At 68.2% G+C, this 18,026-nt stretch carries 17 protein-coding genes and 3 pseudogenes; 6 read left to right on the forward strand and 14 right to left on the reverse strand.

Annotation, left to right across the window (positions count from 1 at the left end; genetic code table 11):
• The 3 genes and pseudogenes from IEZ00_RS07900 to IEZ00_RS07910 form a co-directional block, all read right to left on the reverse strand.
• Positions 1-1,763, reverse strand: a pseudogene (locus tag IEZ00_RS07900) (helicase HerA domain-containing protein); the annotation flags it as partial.
• Entirely contained in the window at positions 1,760-2,368 is a 609-nt protein-coding gene (locus IEZ00_RS07905; protein ID WP_189222456.1) for a hypothetical protein, read from the reverse strand. The gene IEZ00_RS07905 and the pseudogene IEZ00_RS07900, both read right to left, overlap by 4 nt.
• A 311-nt stretch (positions 2,369-2,679) precedes the next feature.
• Positions 2,680-3,582, reverse strand: coding sequence for a DUF1963 domain-containing protein (locus tag IEZ00_RS07910; protein WP_189222458.1), 903 nt, complete (start codon positions 3,580-3,582; stop codon positions 2,680-2,682).
• A 295-nt stretch (positions 3,583-3,877) separates the two neighbouring features.
• On the opposite strand from IEZ00_RS07910, the gene IEZ00_RS07915 reads away from it, so the two are divergent.
• Positions 3,878-4,240: a hypothetical protein gene (locus IEZ00_RS07915; protein WP_229795231.1), complete on the forward strand. Its 363-nt coding sequence runs from the start codon at positions 3,878-3,880 to the stop codon at positions 4,238-4,240.
• Between the two features lie 413 nt (positions 4,241-4,653).
• Here IEZ00_RS07915 and IEZ00_RS07920 read toward each other — a convergent pair whose 3' ends face one another.
• Together IEZ00_RS07920 and IEZ00_RS07925 are read right to left on the reverse strand one after the other, a co-directional pair.
• Positions 4,654-5,562, reverse strand: coding sequence for an SDR family NAD(P)-dependent oxidoreductase (locus IEZ00_RS07920; RefSeq protein ID WP_189222460.1), 909 nt, complete (start codon positions 5,560-5,562; stop codon positions 4,654-4,656).
• Positions 5,559-6,209 carry an NAD(P)-dependent oxidoreductase gene (locus IEZ00_RS07925; RefSeq protein WP_306344662.1) on the reverse strand — a complete coding sequence of 217 codons (651 nt, stop codon included), beginning with the start codon at positions 6,207-6,209 and terminating at the stop codon, positions 5,559-5,561. The genes IEZ00_RS07920 and IEZ00_RS07925 overlap by 4 nt, the downstream gene beginning before the upstream one ends.
• 46 nt (positions 6,210-6,255) lie before the next feature.
• Here IEZ00_RS07925 and IEZ00_RS07930 point away from each other — a divergent pair, with 46 nt between their 5' ends.
• Positions 6,256-6,828, forward strand: coding sequence for a TetR/AcrR family transcriptional regulator (locus IEZ00_RS07930; protein ID WP_189222464.1), 573 nt, complete (start codon positions 6,256-6,258; stop codon positions 6,826-6,828).
• A 309-nt stretch (positions 6,829-7,137) separates the two neighbouring features.
• On the opposite strand, the gene IEZ00_RS07935 is transcribed toward IEZ00_RS07930, so the two are convergent.
• A complete protein-coding gene (locus IEZ00_RS07935; RefSeq protein ID WP_189222466.1) occupies positions 7,138-7,440 on the reverse strand; it encodes a hypothetical protein in 303 nt (100 codons plus the stop codon).
• A gap of 511 nt (positions 7,441-7,951) precedes the next feature.
• Positions 7,952-8,515: an NADPH-dependent F420 reductase gene (locus IEZ00_RS07940; protein WP_229795233.1), complete on the reverse strand. Its 564-nt coding sequence runs from the start codon at positions 8,513-8,515 to the stop codon at positions 7,952-7,954.
• A 294-nt stretch (positions 8,516-8,809) separates the two neighbouring features.
• On the opposite strand from IEZ00_RS07940, the gene IEZ00_RS07945 reads away from it, so the two are divergent.
• Positions 8,810-9,076 carry a TetR-like C-terminal domain-containing protein gene (locus tag IEZ00_RS07945; protein WP_189222467.1) on the forward strand — a complete coding sequence of 89 codons (267 nt, stop codon included), beginning with the start codon at positions 8,810-8,812 and terminating at the stop codon, positions 9,074-9,076.
• A 193-nt stretch (positions 9,077-9,269) separates the two neighbouring features.
• On the opposite strand, the gene IEZ00_RS07950 is transcribed toward IEZ00_RS07945, so the two are convergent.
• The 6 genes and pseudogenes from IEZ00_RS07950 to IEZ00_RS07970 form a co-directional block, all read right to left on the reverse strand.
• The gene (locus IEZ00_RS07950) at positions 9,270-10,001 is read right to left on the reverse strand and encodes an SDR family NAD(P)-dependent oxidoreductase (RefSeq protein WP_189222468.1); all 732 of its coding nucleotides are present in this window, start codon (positions 9,999-10,001) and stop codon (positions 9,270-9,272) included.
• A 362-nt stretch (positions 10,002-10,363) separates the two neighbouring features.
• On the reverse strand, positions 10,364-10,912 hold the full coding sequence (locus tag IEZ00_RS07955) for a MarR family winged helix-turn-helix transcriptional regulator (RefSeq protein WP_229795235.1): 549 nt from the start codon (positions 10,910-10,912) through the stop codon (positions 10,364-10,366).
• A gap of 32 nt (positions 10,913-10,944) precedes the next feature.
• Positions 10,945-11,871, reverse strand: coding sequence for a TIGR03619 family F420-dependent LLM class oxidoreductase (locus tag IEZ00_RS07960; protein WP_189222469.1), 927 nt, complete (start codon positions 11,869-11,871; stop codon positions 10,945-10,947).
• A gap of 129 nt (positions 11,872-12,000) precedes the next feature.
• Positions 12,001-12,161, reverse strand: a pseudogene (locus IEZ00_RS36385) (ISL3 family transposase); the annotation flags it as partial.
• 287 nt (positions 12,162-12,448) lie between these two features.
• Complete coding sequence (locus IEZ00_RS07965; protein WP_189222470.1) at positions 12,449-12,790, reverse strand: hypothetical protein; 342 nt, start codon at positions 12,788-12,790, stop codon at positions 12,449-12,451.
• Positions 12,777-13,271 carry a hypothetical protein gene (locus IEZ00_RS07970; protein ID WP_189222471.1) on the reverse strand — a complete coding sequence of 165 codons (495 nt, stop codon included), beginning with the start codon at positions 13,269-13,271 and terminating at the stop codon, positions 12,777-12,779. Before IEZ00_RS07970 ends, IEZ00_RS07965 begins: the two co-directional genes overlap by 14 nt.
• A 280-nt stretch (positions 13,272-13,551) precedes the next feature.
• Between IEZ00_RS07970 and IEZ00_RS07975 the strand changes: the two genes are divergently transcribed.
• The 3 genes from IEZ00_RS07975 to IEZ00_RS07985 all read left to right on the forward strand — a co-directional run bounded on the left by IEZ00_RS07975 (position 13,552) and on the right by IEZ00_RS07985 (position 17,164).
• Positions 13,552-15,303, forward strand: coding sequence for a hypothetical protein (locus IEZ00_RS07975; RefSeq protein WP_189222472.1), 1,752 nt, complete (start codon positions 13,552-13,554; stop codon positions 15,301-15,303).
• A 717-nt stretch (positions 15,304-16,020) separates the two neighbouring features.
• Positions 16,021-16,314: a hypothetical protein gene (locus IEZ00_RS07980; RefSeq protein WP_189222473.1), complete on the forward strand. Its 294-nt coding sequence runs from the start codon at positions 16,021-16,023 to the stop codon at positions 16,312-16,314.
• Between the two features lie 283 nt (positions 16,315-16,597).
• Positions 16,598-17,164, forward strand: a complete 567-nt coding sequence (locus IEZ00_RS07985; protein ID WP_189222474.1) for a DUF3558 domain-containing protein — start codon at positions 16,598-16,600, stop codon at positions 17,162-17,164.
• Positions 17,165-17,176: 12 nt separating this feature from the next.
• Here the strand turns inward: IEZ00_RS07985 and IEZ00_RS38325 are convergent.
• Positions 17,177-17,682: pseudogene (locus IEZ00_RS38325) on the reverse strand (IS30 family transposase); the annotation flags it as partial.
• Positions 17,683-18,026: the final 344 nt, after the last annotated feature.

Genomic DNA, 18,026 nt, shown 5'->3' on the forward strand with positions numbered 1-18,026 from the left:
GCCGTGGTCAGCAGCTGCGAGGAGGACGCGGGGCGGCGGGCGAGCAACCACGGCAGGAATCCCGGCGGCGACTGGTCGCGCATCTTCTCCAGCGCGCTGAACAGGCGCAGGTCGCTCTCGGCGATCGGCAGGTCGAGGCCACCGGCGGAGCGGAACGCCGCCAGCGCCGCCGCCGTGGCGGGCCCGCCGGAGAAGGCCGTGTTGCGCAGCACGACCAGGTGCCGCTTGTCGTTGCCCTGCCGCAGTTCCGCCTCCAGCTGCGCGGACTTCAGCCGCGCCAGCACGGCGCGGGGGTGGGGGTGGGCGATGGCGCGGAAGCTCCAGTGGACCTCGCCCTCGCCCGCCTCGTCGATGGTCAGGCGCAGCCGGGCGTGCAGGGGCGGGTTGCCGCCGCGCGGCGCGTCGACGGTCAGCGCCGGGCCGTTGGCGCCGCGTTCGAGCACCAAGCAGTGCAGCGCGGCGCCGAGCAGGGCCTGCATGCGCTCGTCCTCCCGCTGGTGGTCCAGCGGGGCGGAGACGTCGGCGGTGTCCCGCAGGCGGGCGAACAGGGCGTCGAGCTCGTCCGCTTCCCGCGCGACCGCGGTCGGCTGGGCCTCGGGCTCGACCGCGGTGGCGGCGAAGTCCCGCAGCTCCTCGACGGTGTCGTGGGTGAGGCACCAGCGGATGTGCTCGTCCACGCGCTGCAGGAGCCGTCGGGGCGTCCAGTGGGCCACGTCCGGCCCGGCGAACGCCGACGGGTGGACGGGCCAGGTGGCGTGCGGCGGCGTGAAGCCGATCTCGCCGTAGAGGCCCGCCAGGTGCCGCTCCACGATGGCGGTGGCCACGGCCGCGCTGGGCATGGCGGTGCGCAGGTCGAGCACGCGGAACCGGTCGGCCGCGGAGTTGACCGCGTGGTCCTGGATGAGCTTCCAGGAGCGCGGCAGGCAGGCCACCACCACGATGGTGCGCCTGGTCTCCTCGCGCACCCGCATGAGCCCGTCGGCAAGGCGGTCGACCAGGGCCGCCTCCCCCGGCGAGTCGGCGGCCTGGGTGATCACGCTGTCGACCTGGTCGACGGCCATGACGACCGGGCCGACCAGGGCGAAGATCCTGGACAGGTCGCCGAGCAGCAGTTGCGGCGGCCGGGAGGAGGTGCGGAACCCCCACTCCGCCCGGTCGGCGGCCTCGACCCCCTCGGGCAGGACCAGGTAGGCGTTGCCCGCTTCCCACGCCTTGCCCTTCGCCCGGTACAGCACCAGCGCCCGCAGGGTGTCCTGGCACTCGACGGCGACCTGGGCGTCGACCGAGCGCAGCCCGTCCAGCAGCGCCTCGATGTCCTGCCCGCGCACCGGCAGGGTGCCGGTGAGGCGCATGCTCGTCTCCCGGTCCTGGCCGGTGAGCCGGGCGAGCTCGCCGAGCAGGCGGCCCAGCTGCCCGCCCTGGCGGTCGAGCAGGCCACCGACCACGCCGTGCACCGCGCCCGCCCAGAACGAGTGCCCGTCGAGGAGCTTGAGCAGGAAGAACGACCCGCCCTGCCGCTGCACGTGCTGCCTGAGCCAGCCGAGCATGTGCGTCTTGCCCACGCCGCGCTCGCCCCGCAGCACGATGCCCATGGGGCTGCCCTGCGGACGTCGCGCGGCGGAGGCGACGGCCTGGGTGATGCCGTCGACGGCACGCGGGTGCAGACCGTCGACGTGGTGGTGCATGGGACTCCAGATGTCGTCCGGTGTCACCGCCCAGCCGAACTGCACCGACGACAGCGCGTGGCGCTGCTCCTCGTTCATCCGGCCGCCTCGATCGCCAGTGTGTGGCGAGGACTGCCGCCCAGCACCAGCGCGGCCCGCCGGTCCGCCTCGGTGAGCGACTTCTGGTCGGCTTCGGCCCGCAGGTGCACGTCCGGGCGCTCCGCCAGCGCCGTCAGCGCCCGGTCGAGCCGATCGGTCGGCACGTCGTCCAGGTGTTCGCGCAGCACGCGCAGGGACACCGAGTCGCCGGCACGGGGAGCCAGCACGCGGTACGCGGCCTCGACCCGGTGGCGCAGGTCCGGGGTGAAGAGACCGCCGAGGGTGCCACCGGTGATCTCCAAGTGGCGTCGCAGGCCCGCCAGCAGCACGTAGAGGGCCCCACCCGCGTAACCGGCCCTGGGAGGCCGAGGAGCGGACAACTCGGCCTGGCACCGCACGGCGCCTTCGTCGGTGAGGTCGTGCACGTAGGCGCGGCCGACCTTGGTGCTGGTGACCAGTCCGAGGTCGTTGAGGCGGCGGCGGTGCGCGCCGTCGAGCGTGAAGCCCGCCAGGTCCCGCAGTTCGGCGTTGGTCAACTCGCGGGCCTCCGCCATCAGCACGAGCAGCGCGGCGCGCTCGAGCATGGTCAGCCGTTCCTCGGGCATCCCGTTTCCGTTCCCGCGGTCACCCGCGTCCTCGATCGACAACGGTGAGGCCCCCGGCTCCACCACGACGCCGTGCTCCGCGCCGGGGCTCTCGGCGCCGCCCCGCTCGGACGAGCAGTCCGGCGGCGTGCGCCTCGACGACGAGGTAGGCCCGCTGGTGGTCGACCCGGACGCGGACGGAGCGTTCCCGACCTGCCCGTCCAGCGCGAGGGCCCCACGGATGGTAACCACACGACGTGGCCCGTCCAGTGCCAGACGCGTCACCCGGTCCCGGCCCCTGGCCGCGCCCCGCCTCCGGTCGAGATGACCGCTTATTCGGTGAACATGGTGAACGAGCGCATCCTGTCGAAGCGCCTGGCGGCCAGGTCATCGAGACTGATCATGAAGCATCCGTAGTAGTAATCGCTGTTCGTGCGGAACTCGGCGAGCGGCACCCATTCACGGGTGAACCGGTACTCCTCCTCGTCGTACAGGCGGACTTGCTCCGGATTCGAGAAGTCGGGGCCTGCTCCGTGCCGGTTCCTGAAGTTGGCGTCCGCCATGATCGCCCGCGGCGGGTCCTGGCCGCCGATCTCCCCGCAGTACCCGCCCAAGTAGAACGTGGCCCCCTCGCGCGGCGGCCAGAGCTCGTCGACCAGCTCGCACAGCTCGTCGAGGTGCTTCAGGTCAGCCAGCAGCTCCTTCACGAGATCCGACGCGAGTTCGGCTTCCTCCTCGTCGCCGATCCAATCCGGCAGCACCGCCTCGACCCACGCGGTGAGCCGGTACTCGGGGAGCAGGAACGGGATGTTCTCGTTGAAGAACCTCGTGCTGTCGTGGTCGGGCGGCGGAGCCGCCACCACCGTCTCCGCGCCCGCCGGGACGTACAGGACCCGCGCGTACCCCGACTCGCCGAGCGGTTCCTCGTAGTCGCTCTCGTGGTGCAGGAAGAACAGCAGCGAGCCGTCCTCGGGCAGGGGAAGTCCCTCGGCCCTGGGAAGGGCCGCGCAGTCAACGGAGGCGATGAACGGCAACGGTGACCCGGCCTCGCTGCTCGGCCACTCCACACCCACCGGCAGCCGGGGCAGCCCTCCCTTTTGCCCGACGACCTCCTCACCGTCACCGCAAGCACCCGCCCAGACCGCGAAACGGAGCTGATCGGCGAACTTGTCGACTTCGTCGTCCGGGAAACCTCGATCGATCGCCGCGTGGCGGAATTGCTGGTAACGGTCCATGGCGCAGCATGATCGCAGACCGGTGGAACGGATCACCGGTCAATGCGCGCACGCGGGACAACGGTGGAGTCCGCCACGCCACGCGCACCCGGCGCGGAAGCCAGCCCGGAAAGACGTGCTGGCGCCGTCCGGTCTTCGCTGGTTGGGCAGTTCCACGACGCTGAACGGCATCACTGGCAGTGCGGTCGTCACCTGTTCAGCCCGCACGCCGCAGCCACGCGACTGCCTGCTCGTCGCTACCCTTTCACCCCGACTCGACCGCGCCCGAACGCGATTCGCCCCGAGGAGACGACCAGTGGCGAGGACCACGAAGCCCGTGACCGGCCGGTGGCGGATCGTGGAGATGGACAAGTGGGACCAGGACGCCATCGACCTCGTCGAGCCGGGGTTCATCGAATTCGACCGGAGCGGAACCGGCGAGTTCGGCTTCATCGCCGTCAACGGCGGGATGGACTGCCGCTGGAGCGAGCGCGACGGCAGGCCCTTCGTGGAGTTCAGCTGGGAGGGCAACGACGAGATGGACCAGGCCAGTGGTCGTGGCTGGGCCGTGCTCGCCGAGGACGGCACGCTCACCGGGCACGTGTTCTTCCACCTGGGAGAGGACTCGGGCTTCCGCGCGACGCCGTTCCCCGCAGTCGCGAAGCGAGGTGGGCGTTGAGCGAGTAGCAGTACTACGAACTCGCCGCGCTGGACCGGCCGCTCGACGCGAAGGCCCAAGCCGAGGCGCGCTGCCCACCCATGCGCGCATCACCGCCACCAACTTCGTCAACGAGTACCGGTGGGGCGACTTCCGCGGCGACCCGAACCGACTGGTCGAACGCCATTATGACGCACACCCGCACCTCATCCTCGACCTGCGCAACCACGACGAGACCGGCGACTGGGACTACGAGCCGGAACCGCCCGTGCCCTCCGGGCTGCGCACGCTCACCGCGGCGCAACGCGCGCTGGCCGACTTCCTCCGCCTCGAGGAACCGGCAAGAGGCGGAACACGCCCGGCAGGAAGTCCGCCGCGAGCGCGAGCAAGCCGTGGCCCGCGAGCGGAGGTCGACCGAACTGGCGCAGGACGAGCTACCGCATCCGCTCAGCGAAGTGGGCGCGGCTGAGCGCGAGGAGCTTCTCCTGCGTGTCGCGGTCGTGCGACACCGGCGGAGTGCTCGATTCGGTGTCACGGTTGAAGTAACGGCCGGTGACTCCAGCTAGGGCGGGGTCGGTGGCGAGGCGGATCGCGGTCCTCGCCCCGTCGGCGGGGGTCAGCATGGTGCGGCGGATCAACGTGCGCGCGGGCCGCAGCACCGGCGGCACGAGGTCGTCGACGATGCCGGTCGCGACGATGCCGGGGTGCAGGGCGTTGACCGTCACGCCGTCGGCGGCGAGGTCGCGGGCGAGGGCGTAGCCTGCGGTGACGGTCATGAGCTTGGCGCGCGCGTAGGCCTCGAAGGGCACGAAACCGTTGGCGGGGTTGAGTTCCGCGAGGTCATCGACATCGGTCAGGTCGAGCGTGGCCGGACGGGGCCTGCCCAGGAGCTTGATCTGCCGGGTGTCGTTGAGTGTGTCGCTGGCGACGTTCACCACGCGCGCACGGCCTCGGCGCAGCGGTCCGTCCAGCAGGGCGGTGAGGCCGTAGGCCGCGAGGTGGTCCAGGGCGATGTGCATCTCGACGCCGTCGACCGAGACGCGGTGCTCGGGGAAGTGCGCGCCCGCGTTGTTGACCAGGACGTGGATCTCGTCGTGCCGGTCCGCGATCGTCTTCGCCGAGGCCACGACGTCCGAGCGTCGGGACAGGTCTCCCGTGACGACCTCGAGCCGGTTCGCCGCCTGTGGCCCCAGGTGCGCGCGCAGGGCGTCGGCACGAGCGGGGTCGCGGGCGATGGTGACCACGTGGGCTCCCGCGCGCACGAGGTCGGCGGCGATGACCCGGCCCATGCCGCTGGTCGCGCCGGTGACGACGGCGACCTTGTTCATCAGGTCGGCGTTCATCGCGTGATCCGCGGGTGGGCGTGGACGTATCGCGGGGCCTCGGCCTCGTCGAGCAGGAACACGGCGAGATCGGCCCGTCCGATGGAGCTCCACAGCCGGATTCGCAGGTCGGTCCCGGTCCGGTACTTCCCGGTCGCCTCGCGGTCGGACAGCTTCGGCGGCCGGACGATCGTCCACTGGAGACCGGAAGCGGTGATCAGCGACTCCATCTTCTCCTTGTCGCGCATGCGGTCGGCCACGTTCCCCCACACCGCCAACGAGTAGAGCGACCTGTCCCGCGTCTCCAGCACGCCGTGCGCGCTGACGGCGATGAGACGGTTCACGCCGGTCGCCTCCATCGCCGTGATCGCGGAGCGGATGCCGTCGGCGCAGACCGTCGTGGGGCCCTTCCCGGCACCGCCCAGCGCGCTGATCACCACGCTCGTGCCCGGCAACGCACGGGTGAGCGCCGCGACGTCCCCGACATCGGGCCAGACAACCTCGGCCAAGCCCTCCCTCGGCGCGAACGCCCCGGCCCGGCGGACCAGCGCGACCACCCGGTGCCCGCGCCGCAGCGCCGTCGACACCACGTGACGCCCGGTGGCGCCCGTCGCGCCGAGAACGGCAACCGCCCCCTGTGATACAGAATGTCTCATAGTCGACAGCATGCGGTTCCGCCTCACTACGAGTCAAGTTGTCTCATAGAATCGAGACGTGACCGGTGAGACAGACCCCCGCTTCCTGCGCAGCCGGGAAGCGATCCTGAACGCCGCCCGCGAGCTGCTGCTGGAGAGTGGCCCCACCGCGGTGACGCACGCGCAGGTCGCCGAACGGGCGGGCGTGGGGCGGGCGACGGTCTACCGCCACTGGCCCCAGGCCGAACCGCTGCTCGTCGAGGCCATGGCCACGGTTCCGATGCCGTTCCTCGACAAACCCACCGCGCCCATCAAGGAATGGCTGCGACGCGAGCTGACCGCGATCGCCCGACAGCTCGACCTCGACGACGTGCGCGCCGTCTCCACGACCCTGGCGAACACCGCCCTGTGGGACAGGACCATGGACGCCCGCCGCGCGCAGTTCGCCCGCGTCCTCACGGACCGGCTCGCCGCCGCCCTCGACGACGCCCAGGCGCGTGGCGAAATCGCCCTCGGACTCACCAGCCGGAACGCGGCCGCCATGACCATCGGACCGATGTACTACCGCAGCACCATCGAGCGCGCTCCGACGGACCCCGACCTGATCGAAGCGGCCATCAACGCCCTGGGCACCTGGGCGACCGACCAGTGAACCACTCACGGCTCCCCCAACGCCCCGCACGGCGCCGCGACCGCCCAAGGACAGGCCGAACTTCGGGAGCCACTCAATGAACATGGGCATCCACTGAAGTGGGCCACCGCGACGATTTCCGGCACGACGTATCCGTCTCCGTGCCCAGGATCTATACCGCTCCAAATCTGCGACTCGACAACCCCACGTCAAGGAAACCCGGAGGGCCATTTCCGCACCCGCGCCGTCGGTGTCCGGGAGCCGACGATCGACAGGCGTGTCGCACCACCTCGACGACCCCGGACACCGATGCGCGACCCTTGGCTCACCTCACACGGTCGCAGCGATCCAACCGATCGTCTCCTCCACGTGCACCCCGTCGCTGAGAGGTTTTCCGAGGGCGACCAGCTCGTTCATGCGGATGAAGAAGCCCGCCTCCGTGACGTTCGCGATCCGCAGCCCCGGGGTGTGCGGACCGTTGAAGGTCTGCACGTTCGCCGTCACGATCACGTCCGACCCCCTGGGGAACGGGGTGGGGAAGGTGACTTCCGTGAACGTGGAGAGGTCACCCGGAGTGGTCTCCGAAGCATTTCTCGAATTCAGTTTCAGGGCACCGGTCTGGATCAAGCTCATACTCAGCTCCTCAGCGCGAATGCGCCGTTTCGGCGGTTTTCCCCACTGTTCACCACTCACTGTCGAGCAGCGATGCCGAGCGTACTGCGACGGCGACAGAATTCCTAGCGCGCAGTTCGACGCCAAGTCAGTCCACCCGACCGGACGCAAATAATCGCAGCCCGTCACCGAGCTATTGACCTGTTCCGGTGAAGTCACTTCGCACGAATGGGCAGAGAATTACATTATTTGCGGTTCCACGCCCGCCCCGGATTGCGTCCATGATCATGATCGGGTGTGATCGGGTGTGCGGATCTGGGTGCACACGAGCGCGGAGACCGCGTCCTGCCCGTCCTGCGGTGCGCACTACGGCCGGGTGCGCAGCCGCTGTGACCGGAAGCCGGACAACTCTCCGGACGCGGCGACGTCACGAGCGTGGTGCACACCGATCGACTGAAGCCCTTGGTCGACCAGGGCCTCACCCAGCCGCTCAGAGGTCGGAACTCAAGCTGGTCGATCAGCCACTCGCCGCTCATGCGGGCTTCAGCCCTGGCAGGTACCCGCCTGCGACGCCGCGCACGGCGGTGTCGGCGAGTTTCCTGACCTGGTCGGCGGGAACCGGGACGCCAGGGTTGGCCTGGTGCCAACGCAAGGCGTCCTCCCGCTCAAGGCCCTTGGGCATCTCTCCGGCCAAGTAAGGCTGGACGTAGACCGGGGTGTTGGGTTCGCTGCGCCAGCTGTCAGCGAGGGTGCCGACGTCCACGGCGTCGTAGCCCGGGGTGTCCAGCAGCGCGGCCACCCGCGCCTTGGCAGCGGTGTCGTCGCCGGCGACGGGAAGGGCACTGCAGTCGGGATCACCCGCGGGTCGCGCCCGGCTGCCGAGGCTGATGCAGGCGATGTTGTTGAACGCCTTGACCACGAGGGAGTCAGCCAGGTGCTGCTGCACCAGTTGGCTCGAGGTCAGCTCGTTCGAGTCCAGTTCCGGAATGCGGCCGTCGCGTTGCGGGTAGCAGTTCAACGCGTCGATCACGATCTTGCCCGCCAGAGCCTCCGCCGGGAGCAGGCGGTAACCGCTGAGCGGGATGGCCGCCACCACGAGGTCACCATCCCGCGCGGCGTCGGCGGGGTACCGGCACGGGCGTGCTCGCCCAGGTCGGCAACGAGATCGGCGAGGGTGTCGGGGCCGCGGGAGTTGCTCAGGACGACGTCCAGGCCGGCGGCAACAGCCAGGCAGCCCTCCCTCAGGCGATCGGCGGGTGCGGCGAACCCATGCCGCCCTGCAGGGCGCGCCGATCCGTCTGGCCGAGACCGCCCGCACGAGGATCGACGAGCTGATCAACTTGGTGACCGTCCTCGGCGACGACCCCGAGAGCGGGACCCGACAGGGTCGTTGCAGACTTTCCTCACCGTTCTCGCCAAGCACGCCAGCCTGTACCGCGGCTTGCTCGGACCGCAGGGAAGCGCCCGCGTCATCAACCGCGTCCAGCGCCGCATCGCGGGCGCGCTCGTCGGGGTGGCCACCGACTGGCTGCAGCGCGACTGCCCGCACACACCGTCGGAGATGGCCATGCTCACGTGGCCCCTTCTCTCCGTCTGCGGCTCCGGCGCGTACGCACCCGACACGTCCGCCTCGGCCGGGACAAGCATGAACCGCTGAACCTGCGACCTGACGAACGTGCCCGGTGGTCCGGACCGGGAACGCGTGACAGACCGTGGTCAAGGTTCGAGAGCCGCGATGGCGTCGGACCGAGGAAACACCAGCTGGAGCGAGGCGCCGCCAGGTGGTGGCCGGTCGCGCCGTCAACGCGGTCGCCGCCGATTCCCGACCCGTTTCGCACGGTGGATGGCGGTCACACCTGGTTGCGGCCACCGTCGATGAACAGTTCGCTTCCTGTGACGTAACTGCTGTCGCCGGAAGCAAGGAAGAGGACAGCGGTGGCGACCTCATCGGGTTGTCCGACCCGGCGCAGGGGGATGCCGGCGGCACCTGCTTCCTGGTAGGCGACGGCGTCAGCGTTTTCCGGGTGGGTGTTGATGTAGCCGGGGCTCACGACGTTGACGCGGATCTCCCGCTCGCCCAGTTCGACCGCCAGGGTTCGGGCAAGCGACCGGACACCGGCTTTGGCAGCACCGTAGACCGACAGACCGGGTGCGCCCGCAGAGCCGGCCGCGGAGGACATCAGGACGACCGAGGCGCCCGGTTTCAGCAGTGGCAGCAGGACCTGCACGGTGAAGTAGGTGGCGCGGAGGGTGCCTGCGACGTCCTCGTCGAAGGCCTGCGGTGTGGTGGTCCCGAACGGGGCGAACCGCCCGGTGCCGGCATTGGCGAACAGCACATCCAGACCTTGACCGTGGGCGTCGACAGCGGCGTGCAGGCGGTTCAGGTCGTCGGCGTCGGTGACATCGCCCAGCACACCGGTGGCGGCTGAGCCCAACTCGCCGACGGCCGCGTCCAATGGCGCGGCCCGCCGGGCAGTGAGGAACACCCGTGCCCCCTCGCTGACGAATCGCCGAGCGGTGGCGAGTCCGAGTCCCGCAGATCCACCGGTGATGACCGCCACTTTGCCAGCCAATTTGCCCATAGCTCTGATCGTAGGCAGCCGAAGTCGAGATTTCAAGGTTGATTTCATTCTTGAACTCAGTTAGCGTCGGCATGACAGAAGTTGCGGATATTCACGGAAGACGGCTTGCCGAAGCACGGATCACGCTGCCGGTGTCAGGTTTCCCCGCCTCACCGGGCAGCATCACTCTGACGACTGAATCGCATCGACCGCGACTCGTCATGGCCCCATAACGCCCGTTAAGCCATTAGCGCTGATGATCACAGCCAAGCGCTTCGATGATCGGCACGCCCACACCAGCGCGACCGATGCGCTGGGACAGCCTCGTTGGTCAAGTTGTACCCAGCCACCGAACACCAACGTGGCCACGGGGCGGCAGGAGGTCAGGACCGTCGCATAGCTCTTCTCAGCAACGAGCCCGTACGCCCGTCGTCCACCTGGTCGGCGATCTGCCTGCCGATGTCGCGCAGCGCGGTCACCTGGTCGGGACTGAGCGCGTCGAACACGTACCGCCGGACCGTCTCAACATGGCCCGGCGCTGCGCGTTCGACCAGGGCCATGCCCACGTCGGTCAGCGTCGCCTCGACGTAGCGGCCGTTCTCGGCGGAGGGCGCCCGCGTGATCCAGCCGCGTTGCTCAAGGCGTTTGGCGACGTTGGACAGCCGGGAGCCGGAGCCGTTCACGTGCTGCGCCAGCTCACTCATCCGCAGGCGGCGGCCGGGTGACATGGACAGCGCGGCGAGCACCAGGTACTCGAAGAACGAGATGCCGCTGTCGCGCTGCAACTGGGTGTCGATCTCACTCGGCAACCTGACCATCAGCCAGGACAGCGAGATCCAGGCATCATGCTCGTCCGGCGACAGCCAACGCGGTTCGTTCCGGCCTTCCACGCCACTCACCCTAACCCGGGCGAATGGCACCACCAGCCGCACCGCGACAGCGTCCAGCCCCCACGACACCACCATCACAATGCGCCCGTCGCCGCAGGTACGAGGGCGCGAAGCTCCTCCAGCATCTCGATCTGCGTGTCCATGTCGTCAGACGGCGGGAACGCGAACAGGACCCCGTCGATCTCCTGTTCCCGCAGTCGCTCGATGTCCTCGGCGAGCTGCTGCGGCGAGCCCGCGAGGAACGGCCGATCCCCACTTATCGGCTTGGGCCGCATGGAGTGGTTGGTCTGCGCTGTCACCGTGAGCGCAGCCGGGTTCCGGCCCACCTTCTCGGCCGTCGTCCGGAAGCGAATCGCATGGGCGACCACCCCGTCCAGGGTCCAGGCTATCGGCGAGATGCCCTCGGCGATCCGGGCCGCGCGGTCGATGCCGCCATCGGTGTTCGCACCGATGACGATCGGGATGTCACCCCGCACCGGCTTCGGGTTGATCTCGGAGGCTTCGATGGCGTAGAAGCGGCCCGCGTACTCGACGGGATCAGGTCCCCAGCAGGCGCGTATCGCCGCGATGACCTCGTCGAAGCCGGCACCGCGGCGCTTCATCGGCACGGCGGCGGCGGCGAACTCCTGCGCCATCCACCCCTGGCCGAACCCGGCGATGACCCGGCCGTCGCTGAACTGGTCGAGCGTGGCGTACCTGCGTGCCAGCACGACCGGCGGGTGAAACAGCGGGTTGACGATGTTGGTGCCCAGAGCGATGCGGCTGGTGAGTGCCGCCACGTGACTCAAGGTCTGCAAGGGCTCGAAGGTGACGCGGTAGATGTCGGGAATGCGCTCCAGCTCACCGTCGGGACCGGGGAGCAACGGCGCCATCGGACGCAGCAGACGTTCGTACGTCCATAACGAGTCGTAGCCGAGCCGTTCGGCGGCCAGTGCGATGGTCGTGATGTTCGCCGGCGAAGCGTGAACGCCGGACACGGGCAGCATGATACCGAGCTTCACCAGATACTCCTGCGACCGAGGATGTCGAAATCGACCCTAGACACTTTTCAGCCTTGAAGTCAACCTTGAAGCCAGACGAATGGCCGCGAGGGGGTCTCCTGCGAGGGCCGCCCCGGTGGATGTCAGCTTGGCGGCAAGGTAGGTGGCCGAGCCGTCCCGGCAGACCATCCTCACGCCGGGATGCTCGCTCGGCCATCGGTCGCGGCCCTGCGGTCGGGCAGCACGTCGACCCGTCGGTGGGCGATCGCGTCGATCAACACGGTCGCGTAGCGACGACCACGCCGCGGAGCGGGAGTCGTTGACCTCGAGCACCCCTCATAGCGGCTGTGCACTCGACCTGACCGGACACCACAGGAAGAGCAGCGTGCGGTCCTCACCGTTGTGCACGCCCAGATCCGCACGCTCGCCGAAGTCGGCTCGACCCGCTCCACCACCACGTCAGCAAGGTGCGGAAGCAGGGCTTCCAACCAGTCACGATCACATACCCGCTATACCTGCCAGCAGCCACCTGAACTCGTTGATCACATGATCAGCGACAGAACCGGCCTCGGGGGACCAGCGTTCACAGGACTTCAGATCAGAACGACCCGGCCTTGGACGTCCGGCTCCCCACCCGCACGGCGGGGGCGGAGGTGAACCGGACGTCGGTGTCCTCCCCCGTCACCGCGACCGAAACCCGGTCCCCCACCGGCACCTGTTCCACCCTGGTGGGCAACTGGTAGCTCCAGCCGCGCACCTGCACGTCCTCGACCGCGGCGAACCGGAGGTGGAACCGGACCCAGTCGTGCTCGGGCGGCGCCTCCCACGTCCGACGGGCGGCTTCGTCCAGTGGTCCTTCGAAGGACGCCGTGATCGCCTGGCCGCGTTCGTCCCAGTGCAGGGCGTAGAGCTCGAACGCCGACAGGTCAGATGCGCTCATGGTAGGTGTCGACCTCCGGTCCGGGGACCGCCGTGTACAGCCGCTGATCCAGCCTGCTCGTGAACTCGTGCGGCCCGTCGTCCACCGCCTCCGCCGGCGAGTTGTGGACGCTGACCTTGCCGAAGCGGAACCGCTCGGCGCACGTCAGCGCCAGGCGCAGCGACTCACCGGTCACCGACACCGCCAGCCTCGCCCTCGGCCGCTGCTCGAACTCGACCGACACAGTGGTCGGGAGCACCGTGCCACCGGACAGCCGGACGTCCTCGACCGCCAGAAACCCCAGGTGCGCCTGCACGCGACTGTAGCCGGGCACGTCCGAAGCGACCGGCAGGTCAACGCGCAACGTGCAACCAGGACCGCGACGCTCGAACCGGACCGACCGCAGCACCAGTCCGGTGAGGTCCGGTCCCTGCGGGTAGAACCGGGCCAGCGACTTCTGGTCACCCGGCAGGAGCCGGTCTGCCCAGACCGGGGTTGTCATAGCAGTGCTCCTGCGCTTCGGGGACCTGACCGTTGCGGGTGTCGTCGCAGGGTCGCACATGGATCCTCAGGCACGTCGAAGTCGGCCACCGGCCCGCTCAGCCGAGCAGTTCGTCAAGCTCGGATCGCTGAGCCCTCGTCCCTGTCCCGCGCCCTCCCGACCCAGCACCGCGCCCCGTCCTCAGCGCCGGCCCCACGATTTGCGAACGATTGAGCCGTAGACTTCGGCGATCAGCGCCGACGAGGTCCGGCCGTTGCGCGCGGCTGCGGGAGGAGATCGCATGCAGGACCCTTCGGACTCGATGGAGATCGCCGAGCCTGAGGAGAACGGCCGGAGCGACACCGACTCACCTGCTGCGGACGATCCGACGTCCGCCTCGGACATCGACTCCACGACGTCGACGGTCCTGGTGGAGGTGCTCCCAGGGGTGGGTGTCGTCGCCGGTGAGGTCCCGCCGGAGCTGAAGCCCGACCTGATCGACTTCGGCATCGTGCCCGCTGCCGACCGCAAGCAGATCTCAGCGATCCTCGCCTCGATCGGGAACGTGTCGACCGTGGCGGGCAACCTCGGAAACGCGTTCGCCGGCGTGCAGGGGCTCTACAGGATCGGCGACACGGCACAGGCCCTGCTGAACAGCGGCGCTGCGCTGGCCGCGAAGGACGGCGGGAACCTCGGAGCGGTGATGGCTTCGGGCCGCGTCGTGCACCAGGCCCGCTTCTACCCCGTGACCGCGGTGAGCAAGGCGCCTGTCGCGGCCTCGATCGGGCCGGCACTGGCCATGGTCGCCCTTCAGATGATGCTGAGCGAGGTCTCGGGCCTCGTCAGGAACAACCTCGCGGTGACAAGTCAGGTCCTCACCACCATCCGCAAGGAACAGTGGGCCGAACTGACTGGGCTCGTCACCGCCGTCGATCGCGCGGTCGACCAGGCGCGAGAGATCGAGTCGGTCCCGACGTCCCTGTGGGAGGACGTCGCGGGCAGTGGAGCGCTGCTGCAGAAGCAGCTCGACCTCTACCAGGGGAACGTCCGCGACCACGTCGGGCGGATCAGCCAGCCCGACGCACGCCGCCACCGCGAATACCTGCAGACGAACGCCGAGGTCATCGCCTTCGACGTCTACGCCCTCCTGTCCTCCCTCAAGGCATGGACCGGATATCAGGCGCTGCGCGCCGCCAGGGCGAGAGCCGCTGGACGCGGAGACGCCGCCGAGGCGCAGTACGCCGAGGTCATCGCGCGCGACACCCGCACGAAGTTCGACTCCACCCTCGCCCAGGCGACGAGCCTGGTCGACGCGCTGACGCGGGAACTGCGGATCACCGCCGAGCTCCCCGACCCCGACACATGGCCGCTGCTGGGCAAGCGGAAGGACGTGAAGGCAGCCCGCGAGATCTCCGCCCGGCTCCTGAAGGAGATCGAGCCTCTCGCCGACACCCTCCACCCGCCGATCCCTCCGCTCGAGGCTCCGGACGTCATCTGCGCACCCGAATCGCTGGCCCTCGAGCCGTACCTCCGCATTCTGCGATGGCTCTTCGAGGACGGCGAGACCCTGCGTGCCCTCGGCTCCTCAGACCAGCTCGAAATCCTCGGCACCGTTTCCACGATCGTCGATGGAGCGATGGAGAAGTTGGCGGCAGCGTGGGACAAGACCACAGCGAAGACACTGGTCGCCATCACGGACCGCCGCATCATCATGGCCAGGACGAACGCATTCCTCGAGCAAGCCGAGATCCGTCAGGACATCCCGATCGACCAGGTGCGATACGTCCGGGCAACGACCGCACGGGACAGTAATTCACGCCTGGCGATCGACCTCATCACGCGCGACGAGAACATCCGGTGGCTCTTCCACGCCGACATCGACAACACCCAAGTGGACGCGCTCGCCGCCGTGCTCGCCGAGTCGATGACGATCCCGGACGCTGAACGCGACGCGCTCCAACGGCGACGCCACGCCTCCGTCGAGACGGGCGAGAAGAGCGATACTGCCAGCACGACGTCCACCGAATCGACCGAATCTGAGGTCACAACCTGAGCAGCGCCCCGCGAATCAGGGTGCGGTCCAGGCCCCTCACCAGGGCCTGGTCCCGCCAGACGATCCGCGCGTCGCAGTCGTATCTGGCACGTACCAACCGCACTACATCAACGAACCGCGCCCAACAACCGCCAGTCCATACCAACTGCGGCGAAGTGCCGCCAACAAGCTGAGCCTCACCCTGCCAGCGTGGTCCGGCTGTCACCCTGACCAGCACAAACAGAGAACCAGCACGTCAGGCGGTGCCGTTTACCGCCGTTCGGCACCCTTGCACGTCGTTCGACTCCGCCGCCTGCTCCAGATCTGCTCCACATACCGCAGTGTGAAGGATCCGCAGGATGCATAGGGTAGCCGCCGACTCATGGTGGATGGTGCAGATGCGGGCGGCCAAGCGCGCGTCAACTGCGGCCTAGGTCGCCTGGTCGGACGCCGTATTCCCCAGTGGTGATAGCCGCACCGGACGATGCCGATGACCTGACACAACCGCTTGACGTCATGACACCGCCTGTAGTTGTCAACGAACTGGGAACGGTTCACTAGCGCGTCTCGCCCGCGAAATAGCGGGCCACCTTGCGCAGGGCAGTTCACGGATCCACTTGCACAGCGCGGCGTTCTCGTCCTCCGGAGAGTGTGACACGGTCGCAGGGGCAATTGGGTTGAGTTCCGGTACGTCGCCCGTCGTCGAGGCGGATCCAGTTGCACAGCGTCTCGTGGTTGATGCCGAGGTTATCGGCCACCGAAGCCGCCCGTTTAACCACCTCTGGAAATCCCGAGTCGACGGCCGATCACGCTGCGAAGCAGGTTCATGCCACCAGAGTGACGACTTCACCTGACGGCGAGCCTCCGTTCTGCCATCATCGTCTGCCGGGCATGAGCGAGGGGAGCGCAAGAGGCATAGCCGAAGACGTCGGCATGTTGGCCGAGACGGGCAAGCGGATCAGCTTCGCGGCCGAGACAGCCGACAAAGTGGCGACAGGAATTGCCGGCGATGTCCGGTACACAATCGAATAGTCAATCTCCACTTACGAGGACTCGATGGAACTACGCAATGCACAATCACTCGAAAAGGTCCACACAGCGGTTTTACCATATTGACGGAACACGGATCCGCTGGGGATCAAGAGGGCGGCTGCGACCGAGTCGATAAGAAAGCACAGAAAGCCCCAGCGAATACCGCCGAAACACCCAAAGGGCGGTCGACGAGTACAACTATACCCAACAAACCGCTCACGACGGACTCAAGTCGTAAAGGATTGAACCATTGAAGTCCACAACACTTATCTTGCTAGCGACGGTGGCCGTGGCCGGTCTTGCCGCGGGATGTTCCGCCAAAGACCACGGCCAGGCCGCAGCAGAATCCACGACGAGCACCACGATCACGACCACTTCGTGGAGCAAGTCGACACCTGGCTCAGCCGTTCCTGAACTCGATCTCAGCAACTTCGCCTACAGCCCTTGCGATCTGCTCAAGGCTGATCAGCTCTCACAGTTGGGCACCTTCAAGGCTCCCGAGGTGGATGACAGTCCGCTTGGGCCGGGCTGTCGTTGGAAGTCCCAGAAAGTCACCGAAGGGCCTACTTATGCCGTTACGCTCTCGCCCCAGGGAAATACCTTGGAGTCGATGATGGAAAATGCCAGGAGTGAGCCGGTGTTCAAGGAGACGACAGTTCTGGGTTATCGAGCCTTCAGTTCGGACCAGACCAACGGGAAAGGAACGTGCAGCACGACGGTCGGCACGTCGAGCGAAGATGCCGTGGTCGTGCACGCAACTACGTTGAACGAAAGCTCCCCTGAGTACGGCGACACGTGCGCGGCTAGCGAAAAGTTTGCGACCTTGGTGGTTACGACCCTGAAGGGGTAGGTGAGGGCGAGTTCAGGCGATGGAAGAATTCGCGTCGAGGAGTTCGGTGAATACCTCGCCGGGTTTTCTCCAGTCGTGGATCTTATAGGGTCGGTCGTTGATATCGGCGGCGAGGTAGCGGAGGTCAGAAGGGACGTCGACGCATTTGGGCAGGAACTTGCGCACGATGCGGTTGAGCTTGTCGTTGCCGCCGCATTCCCAGGAGAAGTGCGGGTGGGCGAAGAACACCGGCAGCCCGGTGGCGGCGACCTCAGCGGGCAGGGCCATCTCGGAGCCGCAGTCCCAGGTCGGGGAGCGTGTGCTCCAGGCAGGGGGTCGCCGACGGCGACGATGATCGTGTCGGTGACGGTCAGCGAGTCGCGTCCGCGCGGCGGGACCAAGACCCGAAACCGACTGGTGCGCTCGACCAGGGTAGCCACTGCGCTGCGGCTGCCTTTGCCGATCACCAGGTTGCCTTCTCAGTGGCCGGGCGCGGCGCGATCGTCGGCCTCGGCGGGGCGCTGGTCGAGGTAGCGGGGTCAACATCCGACGCACGGCGGGCGATCCCTCCCCACCGAACATCGAGATCACATGCTGCAACCGTCTGAACCTGCCGCTTCCACCGCCTGAACTCGCCAGGTGTTCCACATCGACGCCACCGGATAGCCCCCCGAGCAGCACAAACGTGGATGCGCGCTGTCCACGGCCACGGCCGCGGCCACGGCCACGGCCACGGCCACGGACGAAGTCCTCCATCCGTCACACCGGGCTGACCAGGCTCCTGGAGAAGTCAGTGTCGCCAGCTTGTCACGCTGCGGAGCGCACCATGCCACCTGAGTGACGACTTTGCCTGACAGTGGACCCCGTGCTCTGCCATCATCGT

It is taken from the genome of Saccharothrix coeruleofusca (assembly GCF_014648515.1).
In the GTDB taxonomy this organism is placed as follows: domain Bacteria; phylum Actinomycetota; class Actinomycetes; order Mycobacteriales; family Pseudonocardiaceae; genus Actinosynnema; species Actinosynnema coeruleofuscum.